The sequence below is a fragment of the Actinomyces ruminis genome, from assembly GCF_002154335.2.
Taxonomy (GTDB): domain Bacteria; phylum Actinomycetota; class Actinomycetes; order Actinomycetales; family Actinomycetaceae; genus Actinomyces; species Actinomyces ruminis.
In genome coordinates this window covers 1-24,465 of record NZ_MTPX02000020.1, presented here as the reverse complement: position 1 = coordinate 24,465, position 24,465 = coordinate 1, and the positions used below count along the sequence as shown (strand labels likewise).

General features: G+C 68.9%; 16 protein-coding genes and 3 pseudogenes. 8 read left to right on the top strand and 11 right to left on the bottom strand.

Annotation, left to right across the window (positions count from 1 at the left end):
* Positions 1 to 52: 52 nt before the first annotated feature.
* Positions 53 to 697, top strand: a complete 645-nt coding sequence (locus BW737_RS03155) for a TetR/AcrR family transcriptional regulator (protein WP_086615315.1) — start codon at positions 53 to 55, stop codon at positions 695 to 697.
* Positions 698 to 915: 218 nt separating this feature from the next.
* On the opposite strand, the gene BW737_RS03150 is transcribed toward BW737_RS03155, so the two are convergent.
* From BW737_RS03150 to serC, 5 genes and pseudogenes are all read right to left on the bottom strand, one after another.
* Positions 916 to 1,590 (bottom strand): glycoside hydrolase family 30 beta sandwich domain-containing protein, encoded by a 675-nt coding sequence (locus tag BW737_RS03150; protein ID WP_086615316.1) that lies wholly within the window; start codon positions 1,588 to 1,590, stop codon positions 916 to 918.
* 17 nt (positions 1,591 to 1,607) lie between these two features.
* Entirely contained in the window at positions 1,608 to 2,357 is a 750-nt protein-coding gene (locus BW737_RS03145) for a glycoside hydrolase (RefSeq protein ID WP_086615317.1), read from the bottom strand.
* Positions 2,358 to 2,453: 96 nt separating this feature from the next.
* The gene (locus BW737_RS03140) at positions 2,454 to 4,547 is read right to left on the bottom strand and encodes a beta-galactosidase (protein ID WP_218961762.1); all 2,094 of its coding nucleotides are present in this window, start codon (positions 4,545 to 4,547) and stop codon (positions 2,454 to 2,456) included.
* A 262-nt stretch (positions 4,548 to 4,809) separates the two neighbouring features.
* Positions 4,810 to 5,996, bottom strand: a pseudogene (locus BW737_RS03135) (phosphoglycerate dehydrogenase).
* Positions 5,997 to 6,042: 46 nt separating this feature from the next.
* Positions 6,043 to 7,125, bottom strand: a complete 1,083-nt coding sequence (gene serC, locus BW737_RS03130; RefSeq protein WP_086615318.1) for a 3-phosphoserine/phosphohydroxythreonine transaminase — start codon at positions 7,123 to 7,125, stop codon at positions 6,043 to 6,045.
* A gap of 402 nt (positions 7,126 to 7,527) precedes the next feature.
* Between serC and BW737_RS03125 the strand changes: the two genes are divergently transcribed.
* Both BW737_RS03125 and BW737_RS03120 read left to right on the top strand, forming a co-directional pair.
* Complete coding sequence (locus BW737_RS03125; RefSeq protein ID WP_086615319.1) at positions 7,528 to 7,800, top strand: ribbon-helix-helix domain-containing protein; 273 nt, start codon at positions 7,528 to 7,530, stop codon at positions 7,798 to 7,800.
* Complete coding sequence (locus BW737_RS03120; RefSeq protein ID WP_086615320.1) at positions 7,775 to 8,119, top strand: type II toxin-antitoxin system RelE/ParE family toxin; 345 nt, start codon at positions 7,775 to 7,777, stop codon at positions 8,117 to 8,119. The genes BW737_RS03125 and BW737_RS03120 overlap by 26 nt, the downstream gene beginning before the upstream one ends.
* 55 nt (positions 8,120 to 8,174) lie before the next feature.
* On the opposite strand, the pseudogene BW737_RS03115 reads toward BW737_RS03120, so the two are convergent.
* The 3 genes and pseudogenes from BW737_RS03115 to BW737_RS03110 all read right to left on the bottom strand — a co-directional run bounded on the left by BW737_RS03115 (position 8,175) and on the right by BW737_RS03110 (position 13,812).
* Positions 8,175 to 13,227, bottom strand: a pseudogene (locus BW737_RS03115) (DEAD/DEAH box helicase).
* Between the two features lie 35 nt (positions 13,228 to 13,262).
* Entirely contained in the window at positions 13,263 to 13,424 is a 162-nt protein-coding gene (locus BW737_RS15960; protein ID WP_180272030.1) for a hypothetical protein, read from the bottom strand.
* Between the two features lie 10 nt (positions 13,425 to 13,434).
* Positions 13,435 to 13,812 (bottom strand): hypothetical protein, encoded by a 378-nt coding sequence (locus BW737_RS03110; protein ID WP_086615321.1) that lies wholly within the window; start codon positions 13,810 to 13,812, stop codon positions 13,435 to 13,437.
* 623 nt (positions 13,813 to 14,435) lie between these two features.
* Between BW737_RS03110 and BW737_RS03105 the strand changes: the two genes are divergently transcribed.
* Positions 14,436 to 15,707 carry an ATP-binding protein gene (locus BW737_RS03105; protein ID WP_086615323.1) on the top strand — a complete coding sequence of 424 codons (1,272 nt, stop codon included), beginning with the start codon at positions 14,436 to 14,438 and terminating at the stop codon, positions 15,705 to 15,707.
* A 205-nt stretch (positions 15,708 to 15,912) separates the two neighbouring features.
* Here BW737_RS03105 and BW737_RS03100 read toward each other — a convergent pair whose 3' ends face one another.
* The 3 genes from BW737_RS03100 to BW737_RS03090 all read right to left on the bottom strand — a co-directional run bounded on the left by BW737_RS03100 (position 15,913) and on the right by BW737_RS03090 (position 18,881).
* Complete coding sequence (locus BW737_RS03100; protein WP_086615324.1) at positions 15,913 to 16,506, bottom strand: hypothetical protein; 594 nt, start codon at positions 16,504 to 16,506, stop codon at positions 15,913 to 15,915.
* On the bottom strand, positions 16,503 to 16,943 hold the full coding sequence (locus tag BW737_RS03095; RefSeq protein ID WP_143233242.1) for a hypothetical protein: 441 nt from the start codon (positions 16,941 to 16,943) through the stop codon (positions 16,503 to 16,505). The genes BW737_RS03100 and BW737_RS03095 overlap by 4 nt, the downstream gene beginning before the upstream one ends.
* Positions 16,944 to 17,366: 423 nt before the next feature.
* Positions 17,367 to 18,881, bottom strand: coding sequence for a CCA tRNA nucleotidyltransferase (locus tag BW737_RS03090; protein WP_086615326.1), 1,515 nt, complete (start codon positions 18,879 to 18,881; stop codon positions 17,367 to 17,369).
* A 66-nt stretch (positions 18,882 to 18,947) separates the two neighbouring features.
* Here BW737_RS03090 and BW737_RS03085 point away from each other — a divergent pair, with 66 nt between their 5' ends.
* From BW737_RS03085 to BW737_RS19340, 4 genes and pseudogenes are all read left to right on the top strand, one after another.
* Entirely contained in the window at positions 18,948 to 19,457 is a 510-nt protein-coding gene (locus BW737_RS03085; RefSeq protein ID WP_086615327.1) for an NUDIX hydrolase, read from the top strand.
* Positions 19,454 to 20,098 (top strand): annotated as a pseudogene (locus tag BW737_RS19800) (DUF6049 family protein); the annotation flags it as partial. The gene BW737_RS03085 and the pseudogene BW737_RS19800, both read left to right, overlap by 4 nt.
* Positions 20,099 to 20,255: 157 nt before the next feature.
* Positions 20,256 to 23,951, top strand: coding sequence for a DUF6049 family protein (locus BW737_RS20200; RefSeq protein ID WP_476723621.1), 3,696 nt, complete (start codon positions 20,256 to 20,258; stop codon positions 23,949 to 23,951).
* The coding region (locus tag BW737_RS19340; protein WP_476723620.1) for a protein kinase family protein at positions 23,870 to 24,465 on the top strand (596 nt) is incomplete at its 3' end. The genes BW737_RS20200 and BW737_RS19340, both read left to right, overlap by 82 nt.

Below are 24,465 nucleotides of genomic sequence, written 5' to 3'. Positions count from 1 at the left end.
ACCGCCTGCGAAGCCGGCAATAGCTCAGCGGGGTGAGCCGTAGGATCGGGCCATGCCGCCGTCGTCCGCACCTAAACGCCGCCGCATGACCGCCGCCGAGCGGCGCGAGCAGATCGTTCAGGTCGCCACCGAGCTGGTGGCCAAACACGGGTTCAACGGGCTTTCGCTGCAGGAGGTCGCCGACGCCGTCGGCATCACCCAGGCGGGGCTACTGCACTACATCGGCACCAAGGACGGGCTGCTGGAGCTGCTGCTGGATGACCGCTACGACCGCCAGGGCACCCCACAGGACTTCATCGACTCCGGCGACCCGGCCGCCACCCATCCAGACGGCATCAGCCTGCCCGCCTACTTCCGCTACCTGGTGGCCTTCAACGAGGCCCGCCCGGAGCTGATGGAGCTGTACATGACGCTCGGCATGGAGGCCACCGACCCGCGCCACCCCGCCCACGAGCGCTTCATCGACCGCCCCGACCAGGTGTGGGACTACTACTCGACCTTCACCTGGCGGCTGCCGCCCGAGGTCATGGCGGCGGGCGGCTGGGAAACGCTGCGGCCGCTGGTGGAGATGGCGATCGAGGCGATGGACGGCGCGCAAATCCGCTTCTTCCGCCGCCCGCCTATCTCCCTGACCGAGGAGTGGGCGCGCTGGGAGGCGCTGCTGTTCCCCTCCCCGATCTGGGACGGCTACCGCTAGCCGCTCACCGCGCGTTGCACGACCCCGGTGCATGTTCCACGACCCCGGGGCGGTCGTGGAACACACCCCAAGGTCGTGGAATGAGCGCCCAGGCAAGCGCGGGCGGGGCAGCGGGCCGTAGGCGTGGCCGGCGCTGGCGGGAGCAGCCCGAGGCACGAGGCTGCGGATGGCAAGCCAAGATCTGCCGCTCCCGCCCGCCACTACCGCCCACGCGCCGCTCAGGCCAGCGGCTTGGGGGCCACCTCCACGTGCTCCGCAGGCACCACCACGGTCACCAGCGAGTCGGCCGGGGCGGTGAAGGACACGTTCTTGCTGCCCACGCCCACCACGATCTCCTGCGGGATGGTCATGTCGTTCTGGGCGGCCACCACCACTGAGCCGTCGGGGTTGTGGAAGGCCAGCAGGTTCTCATACCCGGTGTAGGACAGCGTCGGCACGAAGCGGGCGCCGGGCTGCACGAAGCCGGACAGGTGCCGCAGCACGTAGTACTCGTAGGTGAAGCGGCTCCTGCCGGTGGCCGGGTCCACGGTTACCAGGGAGTTCTGGCTCCACCCCCAGCGGGAGACCCCGCCCTCGTCCAGGGCCAGGTTCCAGTAGTCGTAGACGCTGGCGCCGTTGTTGAAGTAGTGACGCATCATGGTCCAGGCGTAGCGGGCGTAGCGCCAGTCGTTCTTGCCGTCGCCGCACTCCTGCTCGGACTGGTAGATCTTCAGCTCCGGGTGGTTGTGGTGGACGAAGGGCGCGGCCCGCTTGCCGTCCCACTGGAAGCCGACGCCGCGGATGTGCGGGCCCACCTCCGCATCGGCCAGGACCTTCTCCACCATGGTGTCGTCCGGGCGTTCCATGGTGCCGAAGCAGACCTCAACGCCGCGCCGCTCCATCTCGGGGATCAAGTGCTTGAGGAAGGCGATCAGCCCTCCGGGGTCCAGGTGCAGGCGGGGTAGATCTGCGCGGAGTTGAACTCGTTCTGGGGCATCACCATGGAAATGTCGATGCCGCGCTCGGCGTAGGCGTCGATGAACTTGCCGAAGTAGCGGGCGTAGGCGTCCAGCACCTGCTCGGTGAGGATCAGTCCGTCGGTGCCCTCCTTGATCTGGTTGTCCGGGGACAGTCCGTTGTCGAAGTTGGTCTGCTCGCTCATGGGGTTGGGTGCGGCGCAGGCGTAGTGGTGGTTGCGCTTGAACCACGACGGCGGTCCCCAGGGGGAGGCCCACAGGGTCAGGTCGGGCCGGTGCGCCTTGGCGGCGCGGATGTAGGGCACCAGGGTGGCGTCGTCGTGGTCGATGCTGAAGTGCTCCAGGGCGTAGTCGCCGTCGACCTCGTCGTAGGAGTACCAGTCGGTGGCGAAGTCGTTGGCGCCCACCGGCATGCGGCAGACGGAGAGGTTGGCGCCGACGCCGGGGGCGAAGATCTGCCGCAGCACCTCGCTGCGCTCGGCCTCCTCTAGCCGGGACAGCGCCACCCAGCCGAGTTCGTTGAAGCAGACGCCGAAGCCGTCGATCTCCTGGGCGGGGGCGTCCAGGCACAGGAAGGCGCCCGGGAAGGTCCGCATCGGTTCGACGGTGACGGGGGTGTCTGGGGTGAACCAGGGGTCGGCCTCGGTGGTGGCGTAGAACTGGAAGCCGTTGGGAGCTGCTGGTGTGTTGGCAGGGACGGTCATGAGTGGGTCCTTCTCGGTGTGTTGAGTGTGCTGGCTTGGTTGCAGGGGTTCAGTTCCCCTCAGCCTCGACGGCGAGGACGCCCCAGGCGGGGACGGTTACGGTGGCACCGGCCTCCAGGCGGGTGCCCGGGGCGGCGACGGTGCCCAGGACGTCGTCGCCGCCCGTCGCAGGGCGATCTCGACGGCGGCGCGGGAATAGTTCAGGAAGTAGGTCAGGGCCCGGCCGCGGCCGTTGGTGCCGCGGCGCACGGTAATGGTGCCGGCCAGGTCCTGCGCCCAGTCGGTCACGCCCGCCCGCTCGGCCACCAGCCGCAGCACAGCGCGGGTCAGCGCCGGGGCGGTCATGGTGGCCAGGTGGATGATCGAGCCGGCGCCGACGGCGCGGGTGGCCACCGCCGGCCCGGACCAGGCGTGGTGCTCGTACTCGGCGAGCACCTCCACCTCGGCCTCACCCTGGAGGTCGGCGGCGTCGACGGGGGTGAGCAGCTCCATGAAGGTGGAGGCGGCCAGCTCCGCCGGGTCGGCTGCGGCGTCGTCGTCCAGGGCCGCGGCGAGGGCGCCGACGGGGCGCAGGGCGACGCCGTCGGGGCGGGTGAACTGGTCGGTGCCCAGGCCGAGCAGGGCGGACAGGCCGTGGGGCTGGCGGTCGGTGAATACCTGCACATTCTCGTCGGCGACGCCGGTGCGGAAGGTGGTGACCAGGTGGCCGCCACCAGCCACGTAGGCGCGCAGGGCGTCGGTGACCTCCTGCGGGGTGACATACAGAGCAGGCGTGATCAGCACGGCGTAGCGGGACAGGCGCTCGGCCGGGGCGTCGGCGGGGACGACGTCGACCTCCAGGTTCAGGTCGAACAGGGCGTCGTAGAGCCAGCGGAAGACGTCGTTGTAGTTGGCGCCGCCGCCGGCGTACTGGCGGGGGAAGCCGGCCTCCAGGCTGAACCACTCCAGGGCGGTGTAGGCCTCGTTGGAGACCATGATGGCGATCCGGTTGTGCTTGCGCAGGCCCGTGAGCGAGTCGGCGCGGGCGTCCAGCTCCCGGCCGACTACGCAGGCCTCCTGGTAGGTGGGGTTGGGCGTGTAGTCCTGGGAGAGCAGGCCCTTCCAGTAGGTCTCGAAGGAGTTGTGGATGGAGCCCCAGTGCCAGTACATAACACCGCAGGCGCCGGAGGCGAGGTGGGAGTAGGCCTGCAGGCGCAGCTGTCCTGGGTAGGGCAGCCAGCCCATCTGCCCCTGGACCTGCGTCTCGATGACGAGGTAGGGGTCGCCGTCCTTCAGGGAGCGGGAGATGTCGCCGCCGAAGGCGATCTCCTTGCCGGTGAGGTGATCCTCGCCGGGGTGGTAGATGTCGACGCCGGCCAGGGTGACGGCGTCGGCGGCCTGGAAGTGGTCGACGGCGGGCTGGATGCCGAAGGAGTAGCCGCGCCACTCGTAGTCGAAGTTCTGGGTGACGAACTGGTCCTCGCGGCGGTACTCGTCGACGATGGCGCGCTGCCAGGCGAGGAAGTCGGTGACCAGGCTGCGGCGGAAGGCGTCGAAGGCGGCGGCCAGGGAGCCGTTGATGGTGCCGGTGACGTCGGGGAAATCCTCCCAGGTATTGATCCGGTTGGACCAGTAGTTCAGGCCGTATGCCGAGTTCAGAGCGTTGAGGCCCTCCTGCCCATCGCCGAAGCGCTGCTTGAGGCTGTCGATGAAGGCGCGCTGGATGTCGGGGTTGGCGGCGTCGTAGTACTTGGTCTCGTTGTCCAGCTGGAAGCCGACCACGTTCGCGCGCGGCGCGGTGTGCTCGGCCAGGGCGCGGATGGCGGCCTCGGCGTAGTGGCGGTAGGCGGGGGCGAGGATGTTCATGTTCTGGCGGGGCCCGTACTTGTTGGGGCCGGCGGCGGTGATGCCGAGGACCTCGGGGTGGCGGGAGGCGAGCCAGGTGGGGATGGCGGCGGTGGGGGTGCCGACGATGACGTCCAGGCCGTGCGCGGCGGCGGCGTCGAGGGCACGGTCGATGTGAGTGAAGTCGAAGACGTCGGGGGCGGGATTCCAGGTGCCCCAGGTGAACTCGGCGATGCGAATCGTGGTGAAGCCGGCGTCCACCATCATCTGCATGTCGCGTTCGAGCCGGTCGGGACCCGCGGCGGCGGGGGTGTACTCGTCGTAGTAGGCGGCCCCGAAGATGAGCCGATCCGAGTGCTGCGTCATGGTGCCCTCCTGTGCGGCGCCGTCGCCGCTTATCTAGTAGTTACTAGATAGTAGGTCAGATGGGCGCAGAAGGGAAGGCCAGGTCGCGAGCAAGAGCTCTCCGGGAACCCCGCCGCCCATCGCCCCGGCCGACCTCGCCCCGCGCAAAACACGACCTTGGGGTACGTTCCACGACCCCGGGGAGGTCGTGCTTTGCACCCCGAGGTCGTGGAATTACCCGAAGGTCGTGCGTAGCCCTCCGGCGCGGGCGGATTCCGCTCGGTCAGACGGCGGGCTCGATGGCGCGGGCGGACAGGACGCCGTCGATGGCGCGCAACTGCTCGAGCACGTCCTCATCGAGTTCGCCTTCGACGTCCACCAGCGTGACGGCGAGGTCGCCGCGGGAGCGGTTGAGCAGGTTGGCGATGTTCTGGCCCCGCTCGGCAACCAGGGTGGAGACCTGGCCGACCATGTTGGGCACGTTCTGGTTGACGATCACCAGGCGGCGGGTGCCGGGCTCGCGCGGCAGCACCGCCTCGGGGAAGTTGACCGAGTTGTGGACCTGGCCGTCCTCGAGGAAGCCGCGCAGCTCGTCCACGGCCATGACGGCGCAGTTGCGCTCGGCCTCCTTGGTGGAGGCGCCCAGGTGCGGCAGCGAGATGCACTTGGGGTGCTTGTGTACGGCGGTGGACGGGAAGTCGCACACGTAGCCGCCCAGGGTGCCCTCGTCGAGGGCGGCGACGACGGCGGCCTCGTCCACGATCTCGGCGCGGGCGAAGTTCAGCAGCACCGCCGTCTCCTTCATCAGGGCGATGCGCTGGGTGGAGACCAGGCCGCGGGTGGACTCGATCAGCGGCACGTGCACGGTGAGGATGTCGGCGCGGCGGAAGACCTCCTCCATGGTCTCGGCGCGCTCCACCTCGGCGCTCAGGTGCCAGGCGTGCTCGACGCTGATGCCGGGGTCGAAGCCGACCACGTTCAGGCCGAGGCCGAGCGCGGCGTTGGCCACCTGCACGCCGACGGCGCCCAGGCCGATCACGCCGAGGGTGCGTCCGGGCAGCTCGAAGCCGACGAACTGCTTCTTGCCGGCCTCGACGGCGCGGGCGATCTCGCGTCGTCGCCGGTGAGCTCGTGGGCGAAGCGGGCAGCGGGGATGAGGTTGCGGGAGGCGATGAACAGTCCGGCGAGCACCAGCTCCTTGACGGCGTTGGCGTTGGCGCCGGGGGTGTTGAACACCGGAATGCCGCGCCGAGTCATGGCGTCGACCGGGATGTTGTTGGTGCCGGCGCCGGCGCGGGCGATCGCCATTACCGAGTCGGGGATCGGCACGTCGTGCAGCTTGGCCGAGCGCACCAGCAGGGCGTGCGGCTCGGTGACGTTGCCGCCGACGTCGTAGCGCTCGTCGGGGAAGCGGGACAGGCCGGCGCCGGAGATGGCGTTGAGGGTCTGGATGCGGAACTGCTTGGTCATGGCGGTGGCTTCTCCTGAGGTTCTGCGGAGCTTCCGAGCGGGGCCGTCAGGCGCGGGTGCGCTCGAACTCGGTCATGTAGTCGATCAGGGCGGTGACGCCGTCGTCGGGCATGGCGTTGTAGATGGAGGCGCGCATGCCGCCGACGCTGCGGTGACCCTTGAGGTTGGTCAGGCCGGCGGCGTCGGCGCCGGCGAGGAAGTCGGCGTCGAGGGCGGGATCCGCCAGGGTGAAGGGGATGTTCATCCAGGAGCGGGAACGCGGCTCGACGGGGTTGGTGTAGAAGTCCGAGGCGTCGATGGCGGCGTACAGGCGCTCGGCCTTGGCGCGGTTGCGCTCGCCCATGGCCTCCAGGCCGCCGGTGGACTCGATCCAGTGCAGGATCAGCCCGAGCAGGTAGATGGAGAAGGTGGGCGGGGTGTTGAGCATGGAGTCGGCGCCGGCCATGACCTTCCAGTCCCAGATGGCGGGCACGTCGGGGCGGGCGCGATCCAGCAGGTCCTCGCGCACGACGACGATCGCCAGGCCGGCGGGGCCGAGGTTCTTCTGGGCGCCGCCGTAGATGACGCCGAAACGCTCGACGTCGAGGGGGCGGGAGAGGTAGGTGGAGGAGAAGTCCGCCACCAGGGGGACGTCGCCGGCGTCGGGGACGTAGGGGAACTCGACGCCGCCGATGGTCTCGTTGGGCGTGTAGTGCAGGTAGGCGGCGTCGGCGGGGACGGCGAAGGAGCCGGGCTCGGGGGTGGTGGTGTAGGCGGAGGCGGCCTCATCGGCGACGGTGAGCACGTTCACGCCCTGGCGGGCGGCCTCCTTGATGGCCTTCTTGGACCACTGGCCGGTGTTGAGGTAGGCGGCGGTGGCGCCGCGGGGGGCCAGGTTCATGGGGATGGCGGAGAACTGGCCGGTGGCACCGCCGGCCAGGAAGAGGACGCGGTAATTGTCGGGGACGCCGGCGACGCGGCGGAAGGCGGCCTCGGCGTCGGCGGCGCAGGCGACGAAGTCCTTCCCGCGGTGGGAGACCTCCAGCACGCTCATGCCGGAGCCCTGCCAGTCGGTGAGCTCGGCGGCGGCCTGCTCGAGCACGGGCAGCGGCAGTTGTGCGGGGCCTGCGGAGAAGTTGTACACGCGCATGGCTACACGATAGCCGCGGGGGCGGTTGGTAGCCGAAAGCGTCTCATGGGGTGGGGTCGATGTGGCGGGCGTGCAGCAGGGCGGGCACCCACGGCGCTACCGTCTCCGTCCGGGTTCTCGCTTGCGTGCCCGCCCGGACGAAGGTGTCTACTACGCCGTTTCGGGGTTAACAACGCCAGTTAACGGTCTGCTGTATACCTCTGAGGCCTTCAGCAGAACGTTAAGTAGCGTTGTTAACGGGGAAGGCGCGTAGTAGACGGGGCTGTGGGCAGCGATCGCCCCTGCCGACAACGGCCGCTCCCGGCCCGCGCCCACGACCTAGAGGGTGAGCCGTCCTACAAGCGTCCTTTTGCGCTCCGCAACAGACGCATAGAATCATCACGACGGCGGAAGGAGGTCCCGGTGAGCAGAACGCTGACTGTCACCGTTCCAGATGGACTGGCCGCTGAACTGGATCAGCGCGTGGCGTCCGGTGCGTACGCCAGCCGCAGTACCGCCGTCGCAAACGGGCTCCGCGAACTGTTCAGCCGCGAAGAAGCTCTCGATTCCTGGCTCCGCAACGAAGTGGGACCGGCCTATGACGAGCTACGCGAGGATCCCGCCCGAGCCTTGTCTCCCGAGGCAGTGCGCGCGCACATCGCCGACCTCCATGCCCACGCAACATCCGAAGCCTGAAGCAAAAGCCCGCCGCCTCGTCTACTCCCAGCAGGCGCAAGTACACCTGGCTGATCTCTACCGATGGATCGCGGACGAGTCAGGGTTCCCCAGCCGAGCACTGACATATGTGTCAGCACTTATGGACCGCTGCGAGGCTTTGGTCGACTTCTCAATGGTGGGGCGCGCTCGCGATGACATCAGACCCGGCGTACGTACCGTCGGTTTCCGACGCCGAGCCGTCATCGCCTTCGCCGTAACCGATGAGGCTGTTGAGATTCTCGGCGTCTACTACGGTGGCCGCGATCACGAGACACTTATGCGCGCCGACGAAGACTAACCAGCTACTCGCCAGGCATGCCCAGTAAGACCGACGAGACGAGGCCGAGTCAGAACTAATCGCGCACGTCCAGCGGGGGCAGGGAGTGCACGATCTGCTGCGTGCGCACGGAGACGGTGGTGACGCGGGCGATGAGGTCGAGGAGGTAGCGGGGCTGGGGCGCCGCCATGTTGCCCTGGCCCGCGCCCTCGGCCATCCACTCGTTGGGGTCGTTGACGATGCCCGAGGCCTTGTCAGGCTTCACCTGGTAGCGGTCGATGAGCCAGTCCAGGCCGCTGCGCGAGCCCAGCAGGTAGTCCTGAGCCGTCTCCGGGATGCCCGACAGGGTCACGTGCTCGTTGTAGACGATGCTGCTCCTGTCATCCGCCTGCTTGCCATCCACCCGGGTCTTGGCGTAGCGCAGCTTGGTGACGTGCAGCAGCGCCGGGTCAATCGTGTCGCGCTGCGCCCACGGCACCTCCTTCCCGTCGACGGTCAGAATCAGCTCCCAGGGCTCCACGGTCTCGTAGTCCTGGTGGAGGTCCGCCAGCCCGCGCCCGGCGGTGGCGACGGCGACGAAGTCCGCGCGGGAGGCGACCAGCGGAATGCGCGGCAAGGACTTCTTCAGGTCCGCGCCGTAGCGGCTACGGTAGTCGGGCGAGTGCAGCAGCCATAGACGTAGTAGAAGACGTCGTCCTTGCTGACGGTCGGCCCGTAGGCCTCCCGGTAGGCACGCAGGGTGGCGTCGGTGATGTTGTCGACCCGCCGGTAACCGCCGATCACCTCAGCCGCACTCTCGCCTTCATTGCCGACGACGGCACCAGCAGTAAGGTCAAGCATGCCCGGGTCCCGGGCGGGCTGGTCGACCTGCTCCCAGGTCCAGCGCGGAAAGAACTGCACTGTGTAGGTAAACAACGCTACATCTGGGAGGCTGGAAGTCATGAGAGCAGCGAACGTAGCAGCGGGCCTCGGACCCATAACTACTATTCCCAGATTGTCGTGCGCCGGCGTGGGGAAGTAGCGGTGCAGCACCGCCGGGAGGTAGATGATCCCGTCGGAGGCGTTCAGCCACTGCTTGCAGAAGGCCGGTAGAGGCCCGTGTAGGTGGCGTGCGCGTTGTAGCGAATAGCGCGGTCCTTTTCCGCAGACCGGTAAAGATCGCGAGTCCACTTAATCTGGGTCTCGTCCGTGGTGACCAGGTCCTTCGCCGCAACACCCGCGGCCAAGTCGGCGGCGTAATCGCTGTGGATGCGCTGCCGCTCGGCGTTGTAGGTGTCGATGAGGCGCTGGCATGATTCCCGCAGGGTTACCGCGGAGAAGTTGTAGACCCAGGCGTCGCGATTCGTCTGAACTCCGGCGGTGTACGACTCGAAAACCGGTGCCTGCCCCTCACCGAGGGACTGCCAGGTTCCGTAGCGCGGATCGCGCTGGTTGATCCAGTCGCCGGCCTCGTTGGGGGTGATCACCTCCCAGTCCATGGCCTCGATGCGCGAGTCGCCCACGATGCGGAGCTTGTCCTCGCGGCTCAGGTAGTCGCCGATGTCCCGGTAGTGCAGCACCGCCTTCCCACTGTGGGCCGGGTCCTTCACCAAGAAGGTAATAGCGACGGTTGCACGCGAGCCGCCTCCGAATACCTTCCCTCCCTCACGCCGCGAGAGCTCCCCGGCGGTGCGCTGATTACCCCGCAGATTGAATACGTAGATATGCGCGAACTCCTCGGCCAGGCTGAGCCGCACGCCGTCGGCGGTGTTGGCGTCGATGAAGCCGCCGTTGGTGACGAAGCCGATCACCCCGGCGTCGCCGAGCCGGTCGCTGGCCCAGCGGATGGCGCGCAGGTAGGAGTCGTACAGGGAGTTCTTGTTGGTGCCCGTGGAGCGGGCCGCGTAGGTATCGGCGATCCGCCGGTCCAGGTCGGGGTAGCGCTGGTTGGCGTTGTTGTCATTGGCGGACTCCTGCCCCACCGAGTAGGGCGGGTTGGCGACGATCAGCCGAATGTCCAGCCTGCGCTGGGCGGCGGCGCGGTCGTTGTTGGCCACGAAGAAGCTCATGTCCAGGGTGCCCGCCCCCTCGCTCATCTGGAAGGTGTCGGCCAGCACGATCCCGTCGAAGGGAACGTAACCGCCGTTGTCCACGCCCCGCGCACCGGCACCAGCATCGTCACCGGCCCGCTGCGCCTGCCCGCACAGGTCGCGGTAGGCGACCTCAATGTTCGCCGTCGCAATGTAGTAGGCCAGCAACAGGATCTCGTTGGCGTGCAGCTCGCTGGCGTACTTGCGCGCCAGGTCGGCCGGGGTGATCAGCCCGGACTGCAGCAGGCGCACAATGAAGGTGCCGGTACCGGTGAAGGGGTCCAGCACGTGTACGCCCTCATCGGTGACGCCCCGCCCGAAGTGCTCACGAGACAGGTGGTCCACGCTGCGTAGGATGAAGTCGACGATCTCCACCGGCGTGTACACGATCCCCAGGGACTTCGCCGTCTTGGCGAAGGCCTGGGAGAAGAACTTCTCATACAGCTCGGTGATGATCCGCTGCTTGCCCTCGGCGTTGTCGATGCCGGCGCAGCGCTCGCGCACGGAGGTGTAGAACCCCTCCAGCTCCTCGGTCTCCGCCTCCAGATTGGCGCCGTCGAGCACGCGCAGCATCCGCCCCATCACCTGGGCCACCGGGTTGGTGGCGGAGAAGTCGTAGCCGTCGAAGACGGCGTCGAACACCGGCTTGGTGACCAGGTGCTGGGAGAGCATGTCGATCGCGGAAGCCGGGGTGATCGAGTCATTGAGGTTGGCCCGCAGGGCGTCAAGGAAGTGGGCGAATTCCGGGGCGACCGCCGGGTCGGTCACCCGCTGCTCCAGGCGGGCGCGGTGGCGGGCGGCGATCTGGGCGACGTCCTTGGCCCACTGCTCCCAGTAGCGGCGGCTGCCGACCTTCTGGACCAGGCGCGCGTAGATCGCCTCCTTCCACTTGCCCAGCGACGCCAGGTCGAAGGCCGCCTGCTCACCCTGGTCTACCGCGTCGTCGTCGGGGTCGTAGGCGGGCGTGCCGAAGGGGTCGATGATGGCGACCTTGTCCGGCTTGGAGCGGTTGAGGTCGATCTTGTTGACCATGGCGTCAAAGCGCTCGTCGTGCGCGCGCAGCGCCTGCAGCACTTCCCACACCACGCGGAAGGTGTCATTGTCGGCCAGCACGTCCTCCGGGGCCATGCCGGTGGGGATGGCCACCGGCAGGATGATGTAGCCGTAGCGCTTGCCCGGGGCCAGGCGCATGACCCGCCCCACGGACTGCACAATGTCCACCTGGGACTTGCGCGGTGACAGGAACATGACCGCATCCAGGGCGGGCACGTCCACGCCCTCGCTCAGGCAGCGGGCATTGGACAGCACCCGGCAGGACACTGCGCCGTCGGCGTCGTTCTCGCTACTCCCGGCGCCCGACGACGACGCTCCCGGGCCGGCCGCGGTCTCGCCAGAGAGCCAGCCCAGCAGGCGGTTGCGCTCCATGATGTTCATGGAGCCGTCCACGTGCCTGACCTCGACCGACTCCAGCCGCCGCTGAGCGGAGGCGCCTTCCGACGGAGCGACGGCGTCGTCCCCCTCGGGCAGGCCGCTGCGGTAGTCCTCAGCGACGTCGTTGAAGGACGCGGCGAAACGCTTGGAACTCCTGATGTCTCGGGCGAAGGCGACAGCGGTGCGCATGGGCTGAATGTCGGTGCCGTACTCGGCCAGGTTCACCGAGCGCTTGGCCAGTGCATTCCAGCAGCCGACGATGCGGGCGGCGTCGTCCAGGGTGAGCTCACCGTTGCGCGCAAGGGAGGACTGCATGCGGGAGGCGACGGCGTCCTCGGAGACGGTCAGGACCAGCACCTTGTAGTCGGTCAGGAGGTTGCGGGAGACGGCCTCACCGAAGCCCAGGCGGAATAGCTCCTCGCCGTAGGTGTCGGCGTCGTCCATGGATGCGAGCACCGCGTTCTTCTGGCCGGCGCGCGCCTTGGTGGAGTCGTCGTAGATGCGCGGCGTCGCCGTCATGTACAGGCGCTTGCGGCCACGCAGGTAGGTGTTGTCGTGGACGCGGACGAAGGCGGACTCGTCCGCCCCGGCGAGCGTGGCACCGGTGGTGCGGTGGGCCTCGTCGCAGATGATCAGGTCGAAGTCTGGTGCTCCGAGCCCCTGCGCCCGGGCGACGACGTCGATGGATTGGTAGGTGGAGAAGACCACCGTCATGGGGGTCACGCCGTCGACGGGAGCGGCGGGCCGGGTGAGCCGACGGGCGAGGGCCTCGGCGTCGGTGGTGGCGGGGATCGCCAGGTCGACCACCGAGATGTCCTCGCTCAGATTGGTCTTGCCGCGGCCCTTGCCGACCTTGTTGTCCGAGCAGACCGCGAAGGACCGCAGCGGCGCCTGGGCCTCCGCACTCCACTCAAGCAGCGTCTGCGAAAGCAGCGCAATGGAGGGGACCAGGAAAAGTACTACCCCCCCCCCGCCGCTTCCAGCTATCGCTTCGGCAATGCGCAGCGAGGTGAAGGTCTTGCCGGTGCCGCAGGCCATGATGAGCTTACCGCGGTCGGCTGTGGCGAGCCCCTGGGTCACCGCATCCAGCGCGCGCCGCTGGTGCTCGCGCAGCGTCTTACGGCCGGCGCGCTCCATCACCTCGGGGGTGGCGAGGTTGAACTTGTCCCAGTCGATGGTGGAGTTGAACAGGTCGTTCAGGCCGATGCGGGAGACCGGGATGGCCTGGTTCTCCACCGTGGCTGCGGCCGCGGAGTTCCACTTGTCGGTGGTGGACACGAACAGGCGCGAGCTGAACTCGCCCGTGCCCGACTCTGCCAGGAAGGTGTCGACGTCGCCCTTGGTGACCCGAGCCTGCGGGTCATAGAACTTGCACTGCACCGCGCACAGGTCGCCGGTGTCGCGCTCGCGGGCCACCAGGTCGACGCCGTGGTCCGGGCGGGCACCGCGACCCGGCCAGTCCCTCCACATCCAGACCTCGTCAAAGCGCTCGGCATAGCGGGGGTCGGTCAGGAGAAACTGCCGGACCAAGCGCTCGAAGCTCGTGCCCTTGCCCCGCTGGGTCTGGGCGTTGAAGTAAAGCTCATCGAGGAGGGCGGCGACGCGGGACTGGCTCACGCAGGGCAGCATAGGCGCGCCAAGCCCCCAGTGGGCCTGTTTCTGGTCTACAGACTCAGGTCGCGCTCATCGACGGGTCCGCGTTGGGTGGATGCAAGCACCAAGGCCCTGACATCCGTACTCAGGGCGTGGCTCGGCCTGCTGATGTCGGTTGTCCAGGGGTCGGGGGTCAGAACCAGTCGGTCATCGTTGAACGCTCGTTCGAGCATGCGGTCAAGGCTAGTTCACCCTGTGGGAGCGGAGGAACTGCTTCGTGCCGTAGAAGTTGATCTGGTGATCGCCCCACCAGGAGAGGAACTCCGCGGCGGTCTCGCCGTTGTGCTCCAAGTCGAAAGCGGAGTCGAAGGAAGCGAGCACGCCGTCGGTGGCCTCCGCGAGCGCCGCCGCGGCCAGACCGTAGCCGGTCGACGCCACCGCGGGCCCCGCGGCGTTGCGGTACTCGCTCCAGAAGTGCCGACGTGCGTCGATCAGGTCAAGAGTCTCCGGGGAGAGCCGGTGTGTCAGTTCGGGGAGCACGTACCAACGGCCGATCAGCGAGGGGTCGGCAAGGGCATCGGGAGCGCCGTCTTCAATGAGATCGTCATCCTCGCGTGCCACACTCCGGCCAAGAACTACAGTCCCACACGCCGTTGAGCCAGTAACCGAATCCGATCTCCATGCCCATGCCGACTCGGATACCTGAGACAACAACTACAGTGAGCTACGCAGCTAACCGCCGTCCCTGGAAGAAGTAGCCGTGAATTCTGCTCGAGCCGGCTCCACTAACAGCCGGTACCTGAACTCCCCGCGCCACCTGCGCACACTCCTGGCCTGGTCCTTGGTCACGGCCGTGTGCTTCACCTTCCTGCCCGCAGCCCCATGGGGCACCGCGCGCTGGATCTTGCTTGCCATCTTGTGTGTAGAAGTCGTCCTGCTTGTTCGCAACCGGCGCGGGCATCCCAGGCAGTGACCGCCTGCGTCCACGCCCCGGCCTCCCACGGCGTCTGGCGTCTACTACGCCGGTTCGGGGTTAACAACGCCGGTTAACGGTCTGCTGTATACCTCTGAGGCCTTCAGCAGAACGTTAAGTAGCGTTGTTGACGGGGAAGGGGCGTAGTAGAGGCACTGACGGCGAGCGCCGTTCCGCATACGTCTTGAAGTCCCGCATACCTCCGCCCACACAGCCTGCAAACCTCCGCATAAGTTCTCTGCAAACCTCCGCCTTCCGCTATACTTGCCGCATGGACACGCGGGAAACACTGGGTCATGACTACCTGCCGCGCGTCGTCGACGCCCAGCTTGGTCGGCTGCTCGAAATTGGCGGCGCTGTTGTCATCGAGGGCCCCCGCGCCTGTGGCAAGACCATGACTGGTCTGAATGCCGCCCGCTCCTGCGTCTTCCTCGACGAGGATGTCACCCGCCGCCTGATCGATCTCGCCCCCGAAGCCGTCCTGGACGGTGATCGACCCCGCCTGCTCGACGAGTGGCAACTGGCTCCTCAACTGTGGAACCAAGTCCGTCGCGCCGTTGATTCGGCGACGCAGCCGGGAGCCTTCATCCTCACCGGATCCGCCGTTCCGGCCGACGACGCCACCCGCCACACCGGCGCCGGACGCTTCCTGCGCATGCGCGAGCGCACCATGACGTGGTTCGAACGCGGCACCTCTACAGGCGCGCTGAGCCTCGGCGCCCTGATTGATGGCGATCGTCCCGCCGCAAGCGCGACCACGAGCCCCTACCACGACGTTGTCGACGCGCTCGCACGCACGGGCTTCCCGGCGCTGGCCAGGCTGGAACCCGCAGCGGCGGCGGTGGCATTGAGCGGCTACCTGGACGACGTCGTCCGAGCGGACCTGGGACGACTGGCCCGGACCAGGCACGAGCCTACGGTTATGCGCGCACTCATTCGTTCACTGGCGCGGGCCACAGCCGCCGAGGTCTCCTGGCGAACCCTGGCCAGGGACCTGCGCCCGGTCGCCCCGGATATCCGCCCCGAGACCGTGGCCCGCTACGTGGAACTGTTGGAGCGGCTGTTCGTCGTCGAGCGGATCCCCGCCTGGGCGGTCGGGCTGCGCTCACGTGCCCGCCTGCGCACCGCGCCCAAGTTCCACCTGGCCGACCCGGCGCTCGCCGTCACCGCATTGAGCGCGGACGCCGCACAACTCACGGCGGACCCTGAGACCACCGGCTTCATCTTCGAGAGCGCCGTCGTCCACGATCTACTCGTCTTCAGCGAGGCGCTCGGCGGCCAGGTGTACCACTACCGTGACTCCAATGGTCACGAACTTGACGCCGTACTCACCTTCCCCCGCGGCAGGTGGGCCGCGGTTGAGGTGAAACTGGGTGCCTCCCAGATCGAGAAGGGTGCCCGTTCACTGGCCCGCACCATGCAGCAGATTGACACCTCCGTGGTCGGGGAGCCGGCGCTCAAGCTGGTGGTCACCGGCACCGGCCCGACGGCGACCCTGTCGGACGGCACCGTTACCTGCCCGCTGCACGTCCTCGGCCCCTGACTCAGGACGCCCTCGGGCACCGCGCCCCGCCCAGCCCCGAGGCCGTTTACTACGCCGGTTCGGGGTTAACAACGCCAGTTAACGGTCTGCTGTATACCTCTGAGGCCTTCAGCAAAGCGTTAACTAGCGTTGTTAACGGGGAAGGGGCGTTGCAGACGAGTCAGGCCGCGGCCGCCCAGCGACTTCGGCCATGCCCGCCACACCCCTACAGCCACAGGCCGCGGCACCGCCGCACCCCGCGTGTGCTCTCAGGCGGGAACAGACTCTCCACCCGCCGCACCAGCCGCTCGGGATCCGCCAGCTCGCGCCACTCGAAGCGGTGCACCGTCCAGCCGCCGCGGCGCAACACCATTTCGCGCTGCTTCTCCGCGCGCACGTCGGCCGATGTCGCCAACTTGCCGTAGCCGTCGAACTCAAGATCGATCATCGCGCTGTCCAGAGCCACGTCGAGGAAGTACTCTCGCGTATCGTCACCGATCCAACGCCGTTGCGTCACCGGTTCGGGGAGCCCGGCCACATCGACCGCCCAGCGCAGCACACTCTCGCCCGGCGACTCCGCAAAGGGATCCGCGCGCTCCACCGCCACCCTGGCGCGACGCTTGCCGTGGCGACGCCCCTGACCCTCCACCATGCGCATCAGCCGTTCGCGCGCCGCGTCGATCTCCATCTCCCCGTAGCAGCGCCGGTTGAAACGGTCGGGCCGGCACACCGCCCGTAGTGCGGCGTCCACCACCGGCAACGACTCGCGCACCGGCAGGTCGAAGGCGCAGTCCATGGCGGTGCGCAGCGGCGTCGTCACCCGCAGCCGCCCACGTTGATTACCTCCTCCGGCGGCGGCGCGGTCGTCGAACGCAGCAGCTTTACCGACCGACCGCGACGTCGACCCTCCGGCGGTCCATACATCACCGTCGGGAAAACGATGGTGCTGTGCGATCGGTTCCCGGGTACCGCCAGGCGAACACAGGGCTCGGACTCCAGAATGGGCAGTCCCAGCACCACCGCCGCGGCCTCGTGGGTCAGGGCGACTGCCGACGGCGAAGCCCGCAGCGCCGCCTCGCAGCGCGCCAGGGTGACGAGCTCCTTCAGGCGCCAGGTCGGCGTATCCCGGCCGGGAACGGTCATGTAGCTGCCACGTGCCACATGGACGAGGTCTTTCCGACCGCGCAGACCGCGCTCGGAGCAGTCGGCGGTAAATAGCATCCGGGGACGCTCCGGTGGCGTCGGGTAGTGCTGCATGCCAGCAGGATCACCGCGGGCCGACGACGGCGCGACCAGGCCTCGCGATCCCTGTGGATTGGGGTGTCGCGAACGTCGCCTGTGGACGCCGGTGAGGGCCGCGACGCGTCCGGAATGTGCCTACGACCAGCGCACGCGCGCCGCCGGAAGCCGATCTGGTAACCGGCGCCGGCACCCGCCCACCCGCGTACGCGTCTGCTACGCCGGTTCGGGGTTAACAACGCCAGTTAACGGTCTGCTGTATACCTCTGAGGCCTTCAGCAAAGCGTTAAGTGGCGTTGTTAACGGGAAAGGGGCGTTGCAGACGAAGATAGTGCCCTGCCGACGGCGATGCCCGCTGCATTGTGGGTCAGGGCGACCGCCGACGCCGCACGCCGACGCCGCGTGCTCCGCGCCAACGACGCCGAGGGCCGCAACCGCCGGCTACTTCCCGCCACGCGCCGCCCACCAGGAGTGCAGCGCCTCGCGAGCCAGTTCCTCGCCCAGGGGTCCTTTCTCCATGCGCAGATCCATGAGGAAGCGGTAAGCCTCGCCGACCACCGGCCCGGGCCCGACGCCGAGCTCGGCCATGATCTGCTTGCCGTCCAGGTCGGGGCGGATGGCGGCCAGTTCCTCCTCTTCGCGCAGCTGGGCGATGCGGTCCTCCAGGTCGTCGTAGGCCGCGTCCAGCATGTGGGCCTTGCGCTTGTTGCGGGTGGTCACGTCCGCACGGGTCAGCCGGTGCAGGCGCTCCAGCAGGGGTCCGGCGTCGGCCACGTAGCGGCGCACCGCGGAGTCGGACCAGGCGGCGTCAGCATAGCCGTGGAAGCGCAGGTGCAGCTCCACCAGCCGAGAGACGTCCTTGATGGTCTGCTTGTCGAAACGCAGGGCGCGCATGCGCTTGGCGGTCATACGGGCGCCGACGTGATCGTGCCCGTGGAAGGTGACGGTGCCGTCACGCAGGAAGCGGCGAGTAGCGGGCTTGCCGATGTCGTGGAAGATCGCCGCCAGCCGCAGCGTCAGGTCCGGGCCCGGCACGGGGCCGTCGGGCCCGGTCTCCAGGTCGATGGCCTGCTCGAGCACCGTCAGGGTGTGCTCGTAGACGTCCTTGTGGCGCTTGTGCTCGTCTACGGTCTCCTGCAGGGCGGACAGCTCGGGCAGGACCACGTCGGCCACCCCGGTGTGCACCATGAGTTCCAGCCCGCGTCGCGGCCAGGGCGCCAGCAGCAGCCGTTCGAACTCGGCACGTACCCGCTCGGCGGACACGATTTTCAGGCGGGGCGCCATGTCGGTCATGGCGGCCAGCACGTCTGGTTCGACGTCGAAGCCGAGCTGGGCGGCGAAGCGGGCGGCCCGCATGATGCGCAGGGGGTCGTCGTCGAAGGACTGCTCGGCGGCCACCGGGGTGCGCAGCACGCCGGCGCACAGGTCGTCAAAGCCGCCGTGGGGATCCACGAGTTCCAGCTCGGGCAGTCGCAGCGCCATAGCGTTGACGGTGAAGTCGCGGCGCGTGAGGTCACCGACGAGGCTGTCACCGTAGGCGACGGCGGGCTTGCGGGAACCGGATTCGTACTCCTCGGTGCGGTAGGTGGTGACCTCGACGACGTCGTCACCCTTGCGCGCACCAATGGTGCCGAAGGCCTTGCCGACGTCCCAGCAGGCGTCACCCCAGGCCTTCATAATCGCCTCGGTCTCCTCGGGGTGGGCGGAAGTGGCACAGTCCAGGTCGTGCGGGAGCACGCCGAGGAAGGCATCGCGCACCGGCCCCCCGACCAGCGCGAGCTCATGCCCGGCATCGGCGAAGCGGCGACCCAGCTCATGCAGAGAGTCCGGCAGGGCGCGCAGGGCCCGGCGGGCGGTGGGAGTCAGGCCGTCGGCATCGGGACGCTCGTCGGGGACGACGGCGCTGCGGGGGCGGCGTCCGGAACGGGGGGCGGGGGCGGTCGGGCGATCGGTCATCGGCCTAAGCCTGCCACGCGGAACCCAAGGGAGCCGATCGAGCAGTGAACCGCCTAGAGTGTCCCCATGTCCTCCCACCGCTCTCGTATGCCCCGCGCCGGTAGCCGGCCGCGGCGCCCGGCCGCACGCTCGCTGCCTGTGGTCGACGAGACGAGCGCCGGCGGACTGATCATCGACGTGCAGGACGGTCGAGCCGTAACCGCTGTGATTGCGCGGCGCAACCGGGGCGGCCGCCTGGAGTGGTGCTTACCCAAGGGGCACCTGGAGGGTAACGAGACCGCCGAGGAGGCGGCCGTGCGGGAGATCGCCGAGGAAACCGGCATCACCGGCCGGGTGCTGCGGCATCTGGCCACCGTGGATTACTGGTTCGCCGGCGAGGATCACCGCGTGCACAAGGTCGTCCACCACTTCCTCCTGGAGGCGCTTGGCGGCGACCTCACCACCGAGAACGACCCCGATCATGAGGCGGAGGACGTCGAGTGGGTAACCCTGGACGACGTCGCCCGCCGCCTGGCCTACCCCAATGAGCGCCGGATCGTCGCCGCCGCCAGGGAGATCCTGGTGGGTGACGGGTGAGCTCCGCCACCCTGTATCGCTCAAGGGCCGCACGCGCCGGCCGACGGGCGCTGACGGTGCTGACCGCGGTGCTCGTCCTGGTGGGCGCGCTGGCGCTCTCCCCGGTGCGCGCCGACGCCGCTGACCTGGCCGCACACGACGTCCTGTGGGGGACGGTTGCCACCACCGCACTCGCAGCCGACGCCGAAGACGTCCAGTCGGCCGGGCAGGTGACCCTGGCCGTCACCAGTATGGCGCCACAGGTGTTGGGCACCGGCGAGGACATCACGCTGACGGGCACGATTGCCAACGGCACCGACCAGGCGCTTTCCGGCACCACGCTGGTGGCGCAAATGCAGTCGCGCACCGAACTGACCACGGACGGCCTGGCCTCCTGGCTCGCCGACGAGCAGGACACGCCGCTGGCGACCATCGCCCTGGAGACCCTCGAGGATGACGTAGCACCCGGCGCGGCGGTGAACTTCCGGCTCACCATCAGCGCCGACAACCTGCCGCTGCACAACACCGAGCAGTGGGGCCCGCGCGGCATACAGGTGGCACTGACCCAGGGCTACACCACGCTCACGCAGGACCGCACCATCCTGCTGTGGAACCCGGAGGTACAGGTCAGCCCCACGCGGGTGACCGCCTTCGTCCCGATCACGGCCTCGCCGGCCGAGCTGTTGGCACTGACCGCCCGCCACCCCCGCCCCGGGTTCGGCCCCCGACGACGCCGGTTCCCCGGCCCCCACCGCGAGCGCAACAGCGTCCGCAACCACCACGGATGCCGGCGCGGACTACGCGGAGACACTCACCGCGCTGCACGAGCGGGTGCTGGGCCTGCTGGAGTTGTCCGGCGAAGGCGTGGTGCTGGCCGTGGATCCGGCCCTGGTGGCCGTCCTCGGCTTGGAATCGACCGCGCCCACCAGCGCGGCCGCCACCGCCTCACCGACCCCACCGGGCGCCGCCAACGGTACCCCGGAGACCGCGGCGACCGATGCCGCCGACCTCAAGCAGGCGCTCGCCGCCGCGGTTGCGGCCGGCGACGTGGTTGCCCTGCCCTGGGCCGACGCCGATCTGACCGCCCTGGCACACCTGGGCGAGACCGACCTGCTCAACTCCGCCCTACAACGCGGCGCCGCCAGTGCCGCGGCGCAGGCCGGTGCCGACACCTCCGTCGCCTGGTCGGCCAGCGCACTGGATACGACCACGCTCGCAGCCCTGCCCGACTCGGTGACCACCGTCGTCGCCGCCCCCGGCGATGCGCCCGTGGCCGTGGACTTGACCTATACGCCGTCGGGCACCATGACCCTGGACGGGCGCACGGTGCTCATCCCGGATGTTGGTGTGTCGGCGGCAATCGGCGGCAGCCTGCTCACCGGTGAGGGGGACGCGAAACTGTCCGACCTTGACGCCGTGCAACTGCTGCGCGGCCAGACCGCCATCGTCACCCGGCAGGCGCCGGCCGTAAGCCGTGACATGGTGGTGGTCGTCTCCCGCCAGGCGGCCGCCGAGCTGGACCCGCAGGTGCTGGGCCAGCGCCTTACCGCCCTGACCAATTCCACCTGGACGCAGCCGCAGAGCCTGCAAGCGCTGCTGGACTCGGCCACCGACTCCGCCCAGTCCGGAGCGGAGGTGACGCGCACGCCGCTGCCGGAGTCGGCCAGCGGTCAGGGCGAGGTGACGGCGATGACCCTGTCGGCGGCACGGGCGACAGCGGACCATCTGGACTCGGTCGCCTCGATCCTGGAAGACCCCGACCGCGCCCTGGGCATGTCTACCGACGTGGTCGCCCTGGCCGCCTCGGCGTCCTGGCGGGCCGACGAGTCCGCTTGCACCACCATGATCACCCAGTCCCGCGCCCGCGGGGAGGCGGTGACCGATGGTCTGGCGGCGGCGCCGTCAAGCACCATCAACCTGATCTCGTCCTCCGCGGAGCTGCCGGTGCGCATCGTGTCCACCCTGGACCAAGACGTGACCGTCGAGGTGCACCTGGAATCCAGTTCCACGCGCCTGCAGACCGACGAGGACATCACCGTTACGGTGCCGGCGGGCGGACAAGTGACGGCGAGCGTGCCGGTAACCGCCGTCGGTTCCGGTGACGTTGACCTGACCATCCAGTTGCGCGCGGCGGACCATACGAATGTCGCACACCCTCCACGGTGCACCTGCGAGTGCGTGCCGACTGGGAGAATGTGGGTACGCGCGTGCTCAGTGGGATCCTGGTGGTCCTGCTGGTCGCCGGGATTATTCGCACCGTGCGCCGGGGGCGCCGTACCGCCAGGGAGCGTAGATGAAGCAGGACGCGGCCCACTCTCAGAGCGCCGGCTCGGGGTCGGAGCGACCCTCCCGAGCAGACGCGTCGGCGCCGTCCATCGCCCGCTCCAGCGCCGTGATGGCGGCGGGTACGCTCACCTCCCGCATCCTCGGCCTGGTGCGCAATGCGCTGCTGGTCACCGCCTTGGGCGCCACCGCCTCCGGCGCGGCCGACGCTTCAACACCGCAAACACGGTGCCGACTCAGCTATACAACCTGCTGATCGGCGGGATCCTCAACGCGATCCTGGTGCCGCAGATCGTGCGGGCACTGCGCCAGCGCAACGGCGAGGAACTGGTCAACCGGCTGCTGACCGCCGCCTCCGCGGTGATTGCCGTCGTGGCGGCGCTACTGACGGTCGCCGCGCCGCTGGTGATCATGCTGTACGCCTCCGGCCTGGGACGCTGGCAGCCGCTGGCCTTCGCCTTCGCCTTCTGGTGCATGCCGCAAATCTTCTTCTACGGCCTGTACGCCCTGTGGGGGCAGGTGCTCAACGCCCGCTCCAGCTTCGGGCCGTACATGTGGTCGCCGGTGCTGAACAACGTCATCTCCATCGTCTCGATCCTGGCCTACCTACATATCTACGGCGGCTACACCTCCGGGCAGGATCCGAGCATCTGGGACGCGGGCCGTATCGCCCTGATCGGGGCGACGACGACGCTGGGCATCGCCGCCCAGGCGCTGATCCTGTACATCCCCCTGGTCCGCTCCGGCTTTCACCCCAAGCTCATCTTCGGGGTGCGCGGCATGGGGCTGGGCAATATGTCCAAGGTGGCACTGTGGGCGCTGTTGGGCACGGCCATCATCTCCCTGGGTGACCTGGCCGCCACCAACCTGGGTTCACGGGCGGTCACTGCCGCCGAGTCGGCCGCCTATGCGGATGTGATCGTCCCGTCTACGACCATGTACGCCAATGCCCAGCTGGTGTACATGCTGCCGCAGTCGCTGATCACCACTTCGATCATTACCGCCCTGTTCACCCGCATGAGCGAGAAGGCAGCCGCCGGGGATCACGCGGGCGTGCGCGACGACCTGTCTCTGGGACTGCGCTCGATTGCGGTGTTCACGGTGCTGTTCGCGGCCGGTATCGGCACCCTGGCCGCCCCGGCCCTACAGGTGTTCGTCCCCTCGCTGTCCACCGAGCAGGCCCACGCCTCCGCCCCGATTCTGACGGTACTGGCCGCCGGCATTGTGGGGCAGGGCGTGTGGTTCACCATGCAGCGTGTCATGCTCGCCTACGCGGACACCAAGCGGCTGTTGATCGCCGACGTGGTGGTGGGCCTGATCCCGGTCTTGATCTGCTTGGCTGCCTTCCTGCTGGCCCCCGCCAACCACTGGATGGTGTGGGCGGCGGTGGGCTCGGCCACCTGCCAGATCGCCGGATTCCTGGTACTGGTGCCGCTGATCCGCCGCCATCTGCCGGATCTGGATGGACCGCGGGTGGTAAGCACCTACGCGCGCCTGATCGTGGCGGCGCTGCCCGCCATCCTCGTAGGGCTGGGGGTGCGCCGCCTACTGGGATCGGCCGACGGTTCCCTGAGCGGAACCCGGCAGGTGGATGCCCTGGTGATCGTGCTGGTGGTCGCGGTCGTCATGACCCTGGTGTATCTGGCCGCGGCCAAGCTGCTGCGAGTGCAGGAGCTGGACGTGTTCTTCGGTCCGCTCTCGCGGATCGTGTCCAAGGTTGGTCGCATACTGCCCGGACGGGTGGGCCGGGCGGTGGTGAGCCTGGGCCGCGCCCTGGCGCCACCCCCGCCGTTGGCCGCGCAGGCCTCGGTGGAGCCGACCCCGACCCTGCCGCCCTCGTTCCCACCGGCAGCCAAGTCGGCACCGGGGGCCTCGAATATCGGTTTCGCCCCGGCCGCAGTATGGTCCGCAGATCCGGCTAGACTCGCGTTTAATACGCAGGCACTACCAGTCGTGGGAGGCGGCCTCATGGGGGACGCGACGCCGATCGGCTCCGGTCGGTACGAGCTGCTGTCCACCATGCCCGCCACCCTGCCGCGCATCGTGCGGCACCTGGGCCGGGACACGATCCTGGACCGCACGGTCACGGTGCTCATGCTCACCGACGCACCCCGCATCGCCGGGAGGTGCTGGAGGCGGCCACCCGCGCCGTGCTGGTCGATGACACCCGGGTTCAGCGCGTCTACGACGTCGAGGCGGCCACGCCGTCGTTCATTGTCACCGAACCGATGACGGGCCGGACCTTCTCCGCGCTGGTCAACTCCGGCCTGCGGGCCGACCAGGTGCGCGCCATTGTCGGTGAGGCGGCCCAGGCTCTGGACGCCTGCTCGCGCCGCGGCCTGCACCACCTGAACCTGTCGCCAGAGTCTGTACGGGTGCGGCCGGACGGCACCGTACAGGTTTCCGGCATCGGTGTGGAAGCGGCGGCGCTGGGGCTGGAGGCGAGCACCGCGAGCGACCCCCTGGTGGGCGACCGCGCCGACGCCCGCGCCCTGGTTGAGCTGCTGTACTTCGGACTGACTCGGCGCTGGCCGGGCAAGCGCACCGGTCTGCCTGCCGCCCCCATGGTGGGCGGCGCCCCCGTGCCCCCCTCGCAGATTGCGCGCACGCCCGACGACGTCGATGCCGCCTTGGACCGCCTGGTCGCCCGCACCTGGGGTGACGCCCCGGACGTGCCCACCTCCGCCGCCGAAGTCCGCAACGCCCTGGCCCCCTGGGACGCGCCGGCGCCTTGCCGAGCTCGCCG

Bases quoted from the DNA above. Each gene is read 5' to 3' on its own strand.
- BW737_RS03085 (WP_086615327.1), top strand. From the start codon at position 18,948: ATGTCCTCCCACCGCTCTCGTATGCCCCGCGCCGGTAGCCGGCCGCGG.
- BW737_RS03140 (WP_218961762.1), bottom strand. From the start codon at position 4,547: ATGACGCAGCACTCGGATCGGCTCATCTTCGGGGCCGCCTACTACGAC.
- BW737_RS03090 (WP_086615326.1), bottom strand. From the start codon at position 18,881: ATGACCGATCGCCCGACCGCCCCCGCCCCCCGTTCCGGACGCCGCCCC.
- BW737_RS03145 (WP_086615317.1), bottom strand. From the start codon at position 2,357: ATGACCGTCCCTGCCAACACACCAGCAGCTCCCAACGGCTTCCAGTTC.
- BW737_RS03155 (WP_086615315.1), top strand. From the start codon at position 53: ATGCCGCCGTCGTCCGCACCTAAACGCCGCCGCATGACCGCCGCCGAG.
- serC (WP_086615318.1), bottom strand. From the start codon at position 7,125: ATGCGCGTGTACAACTTCTCCGCAGGCCCCGCACAACTGCCGCTGCCC.
- BW737_RS03120 (WP_086615320.1), top strand. From the start codon at position 7,775: ATGCCCACGCAACATCCGAAGCCTGAAGCAAAAGCCCGCCGCCTCGTC.
- BW737_RS03105 (WP_086615323.1), top strand. From the start codon at position 14,436: ATGGACACGCGGGAAACACTGGGTCATGACTACCTGCCGCGCGTCGTC.
- BW737_RS15960 (WP_180272030.1), bottom strand. From the start codon at position 13,424: ATGCTCGAACGAGCGTTCAACGATGACCGACTGGTTCTGACCCCCGAC.
- BW737_RS03095 (WP_143233242.1), bottom strand. From the start codon at position 16,943: ATGCAGCACTACCCGACGCCACCGGAGCGTCCCCGGATGCTATTTACC.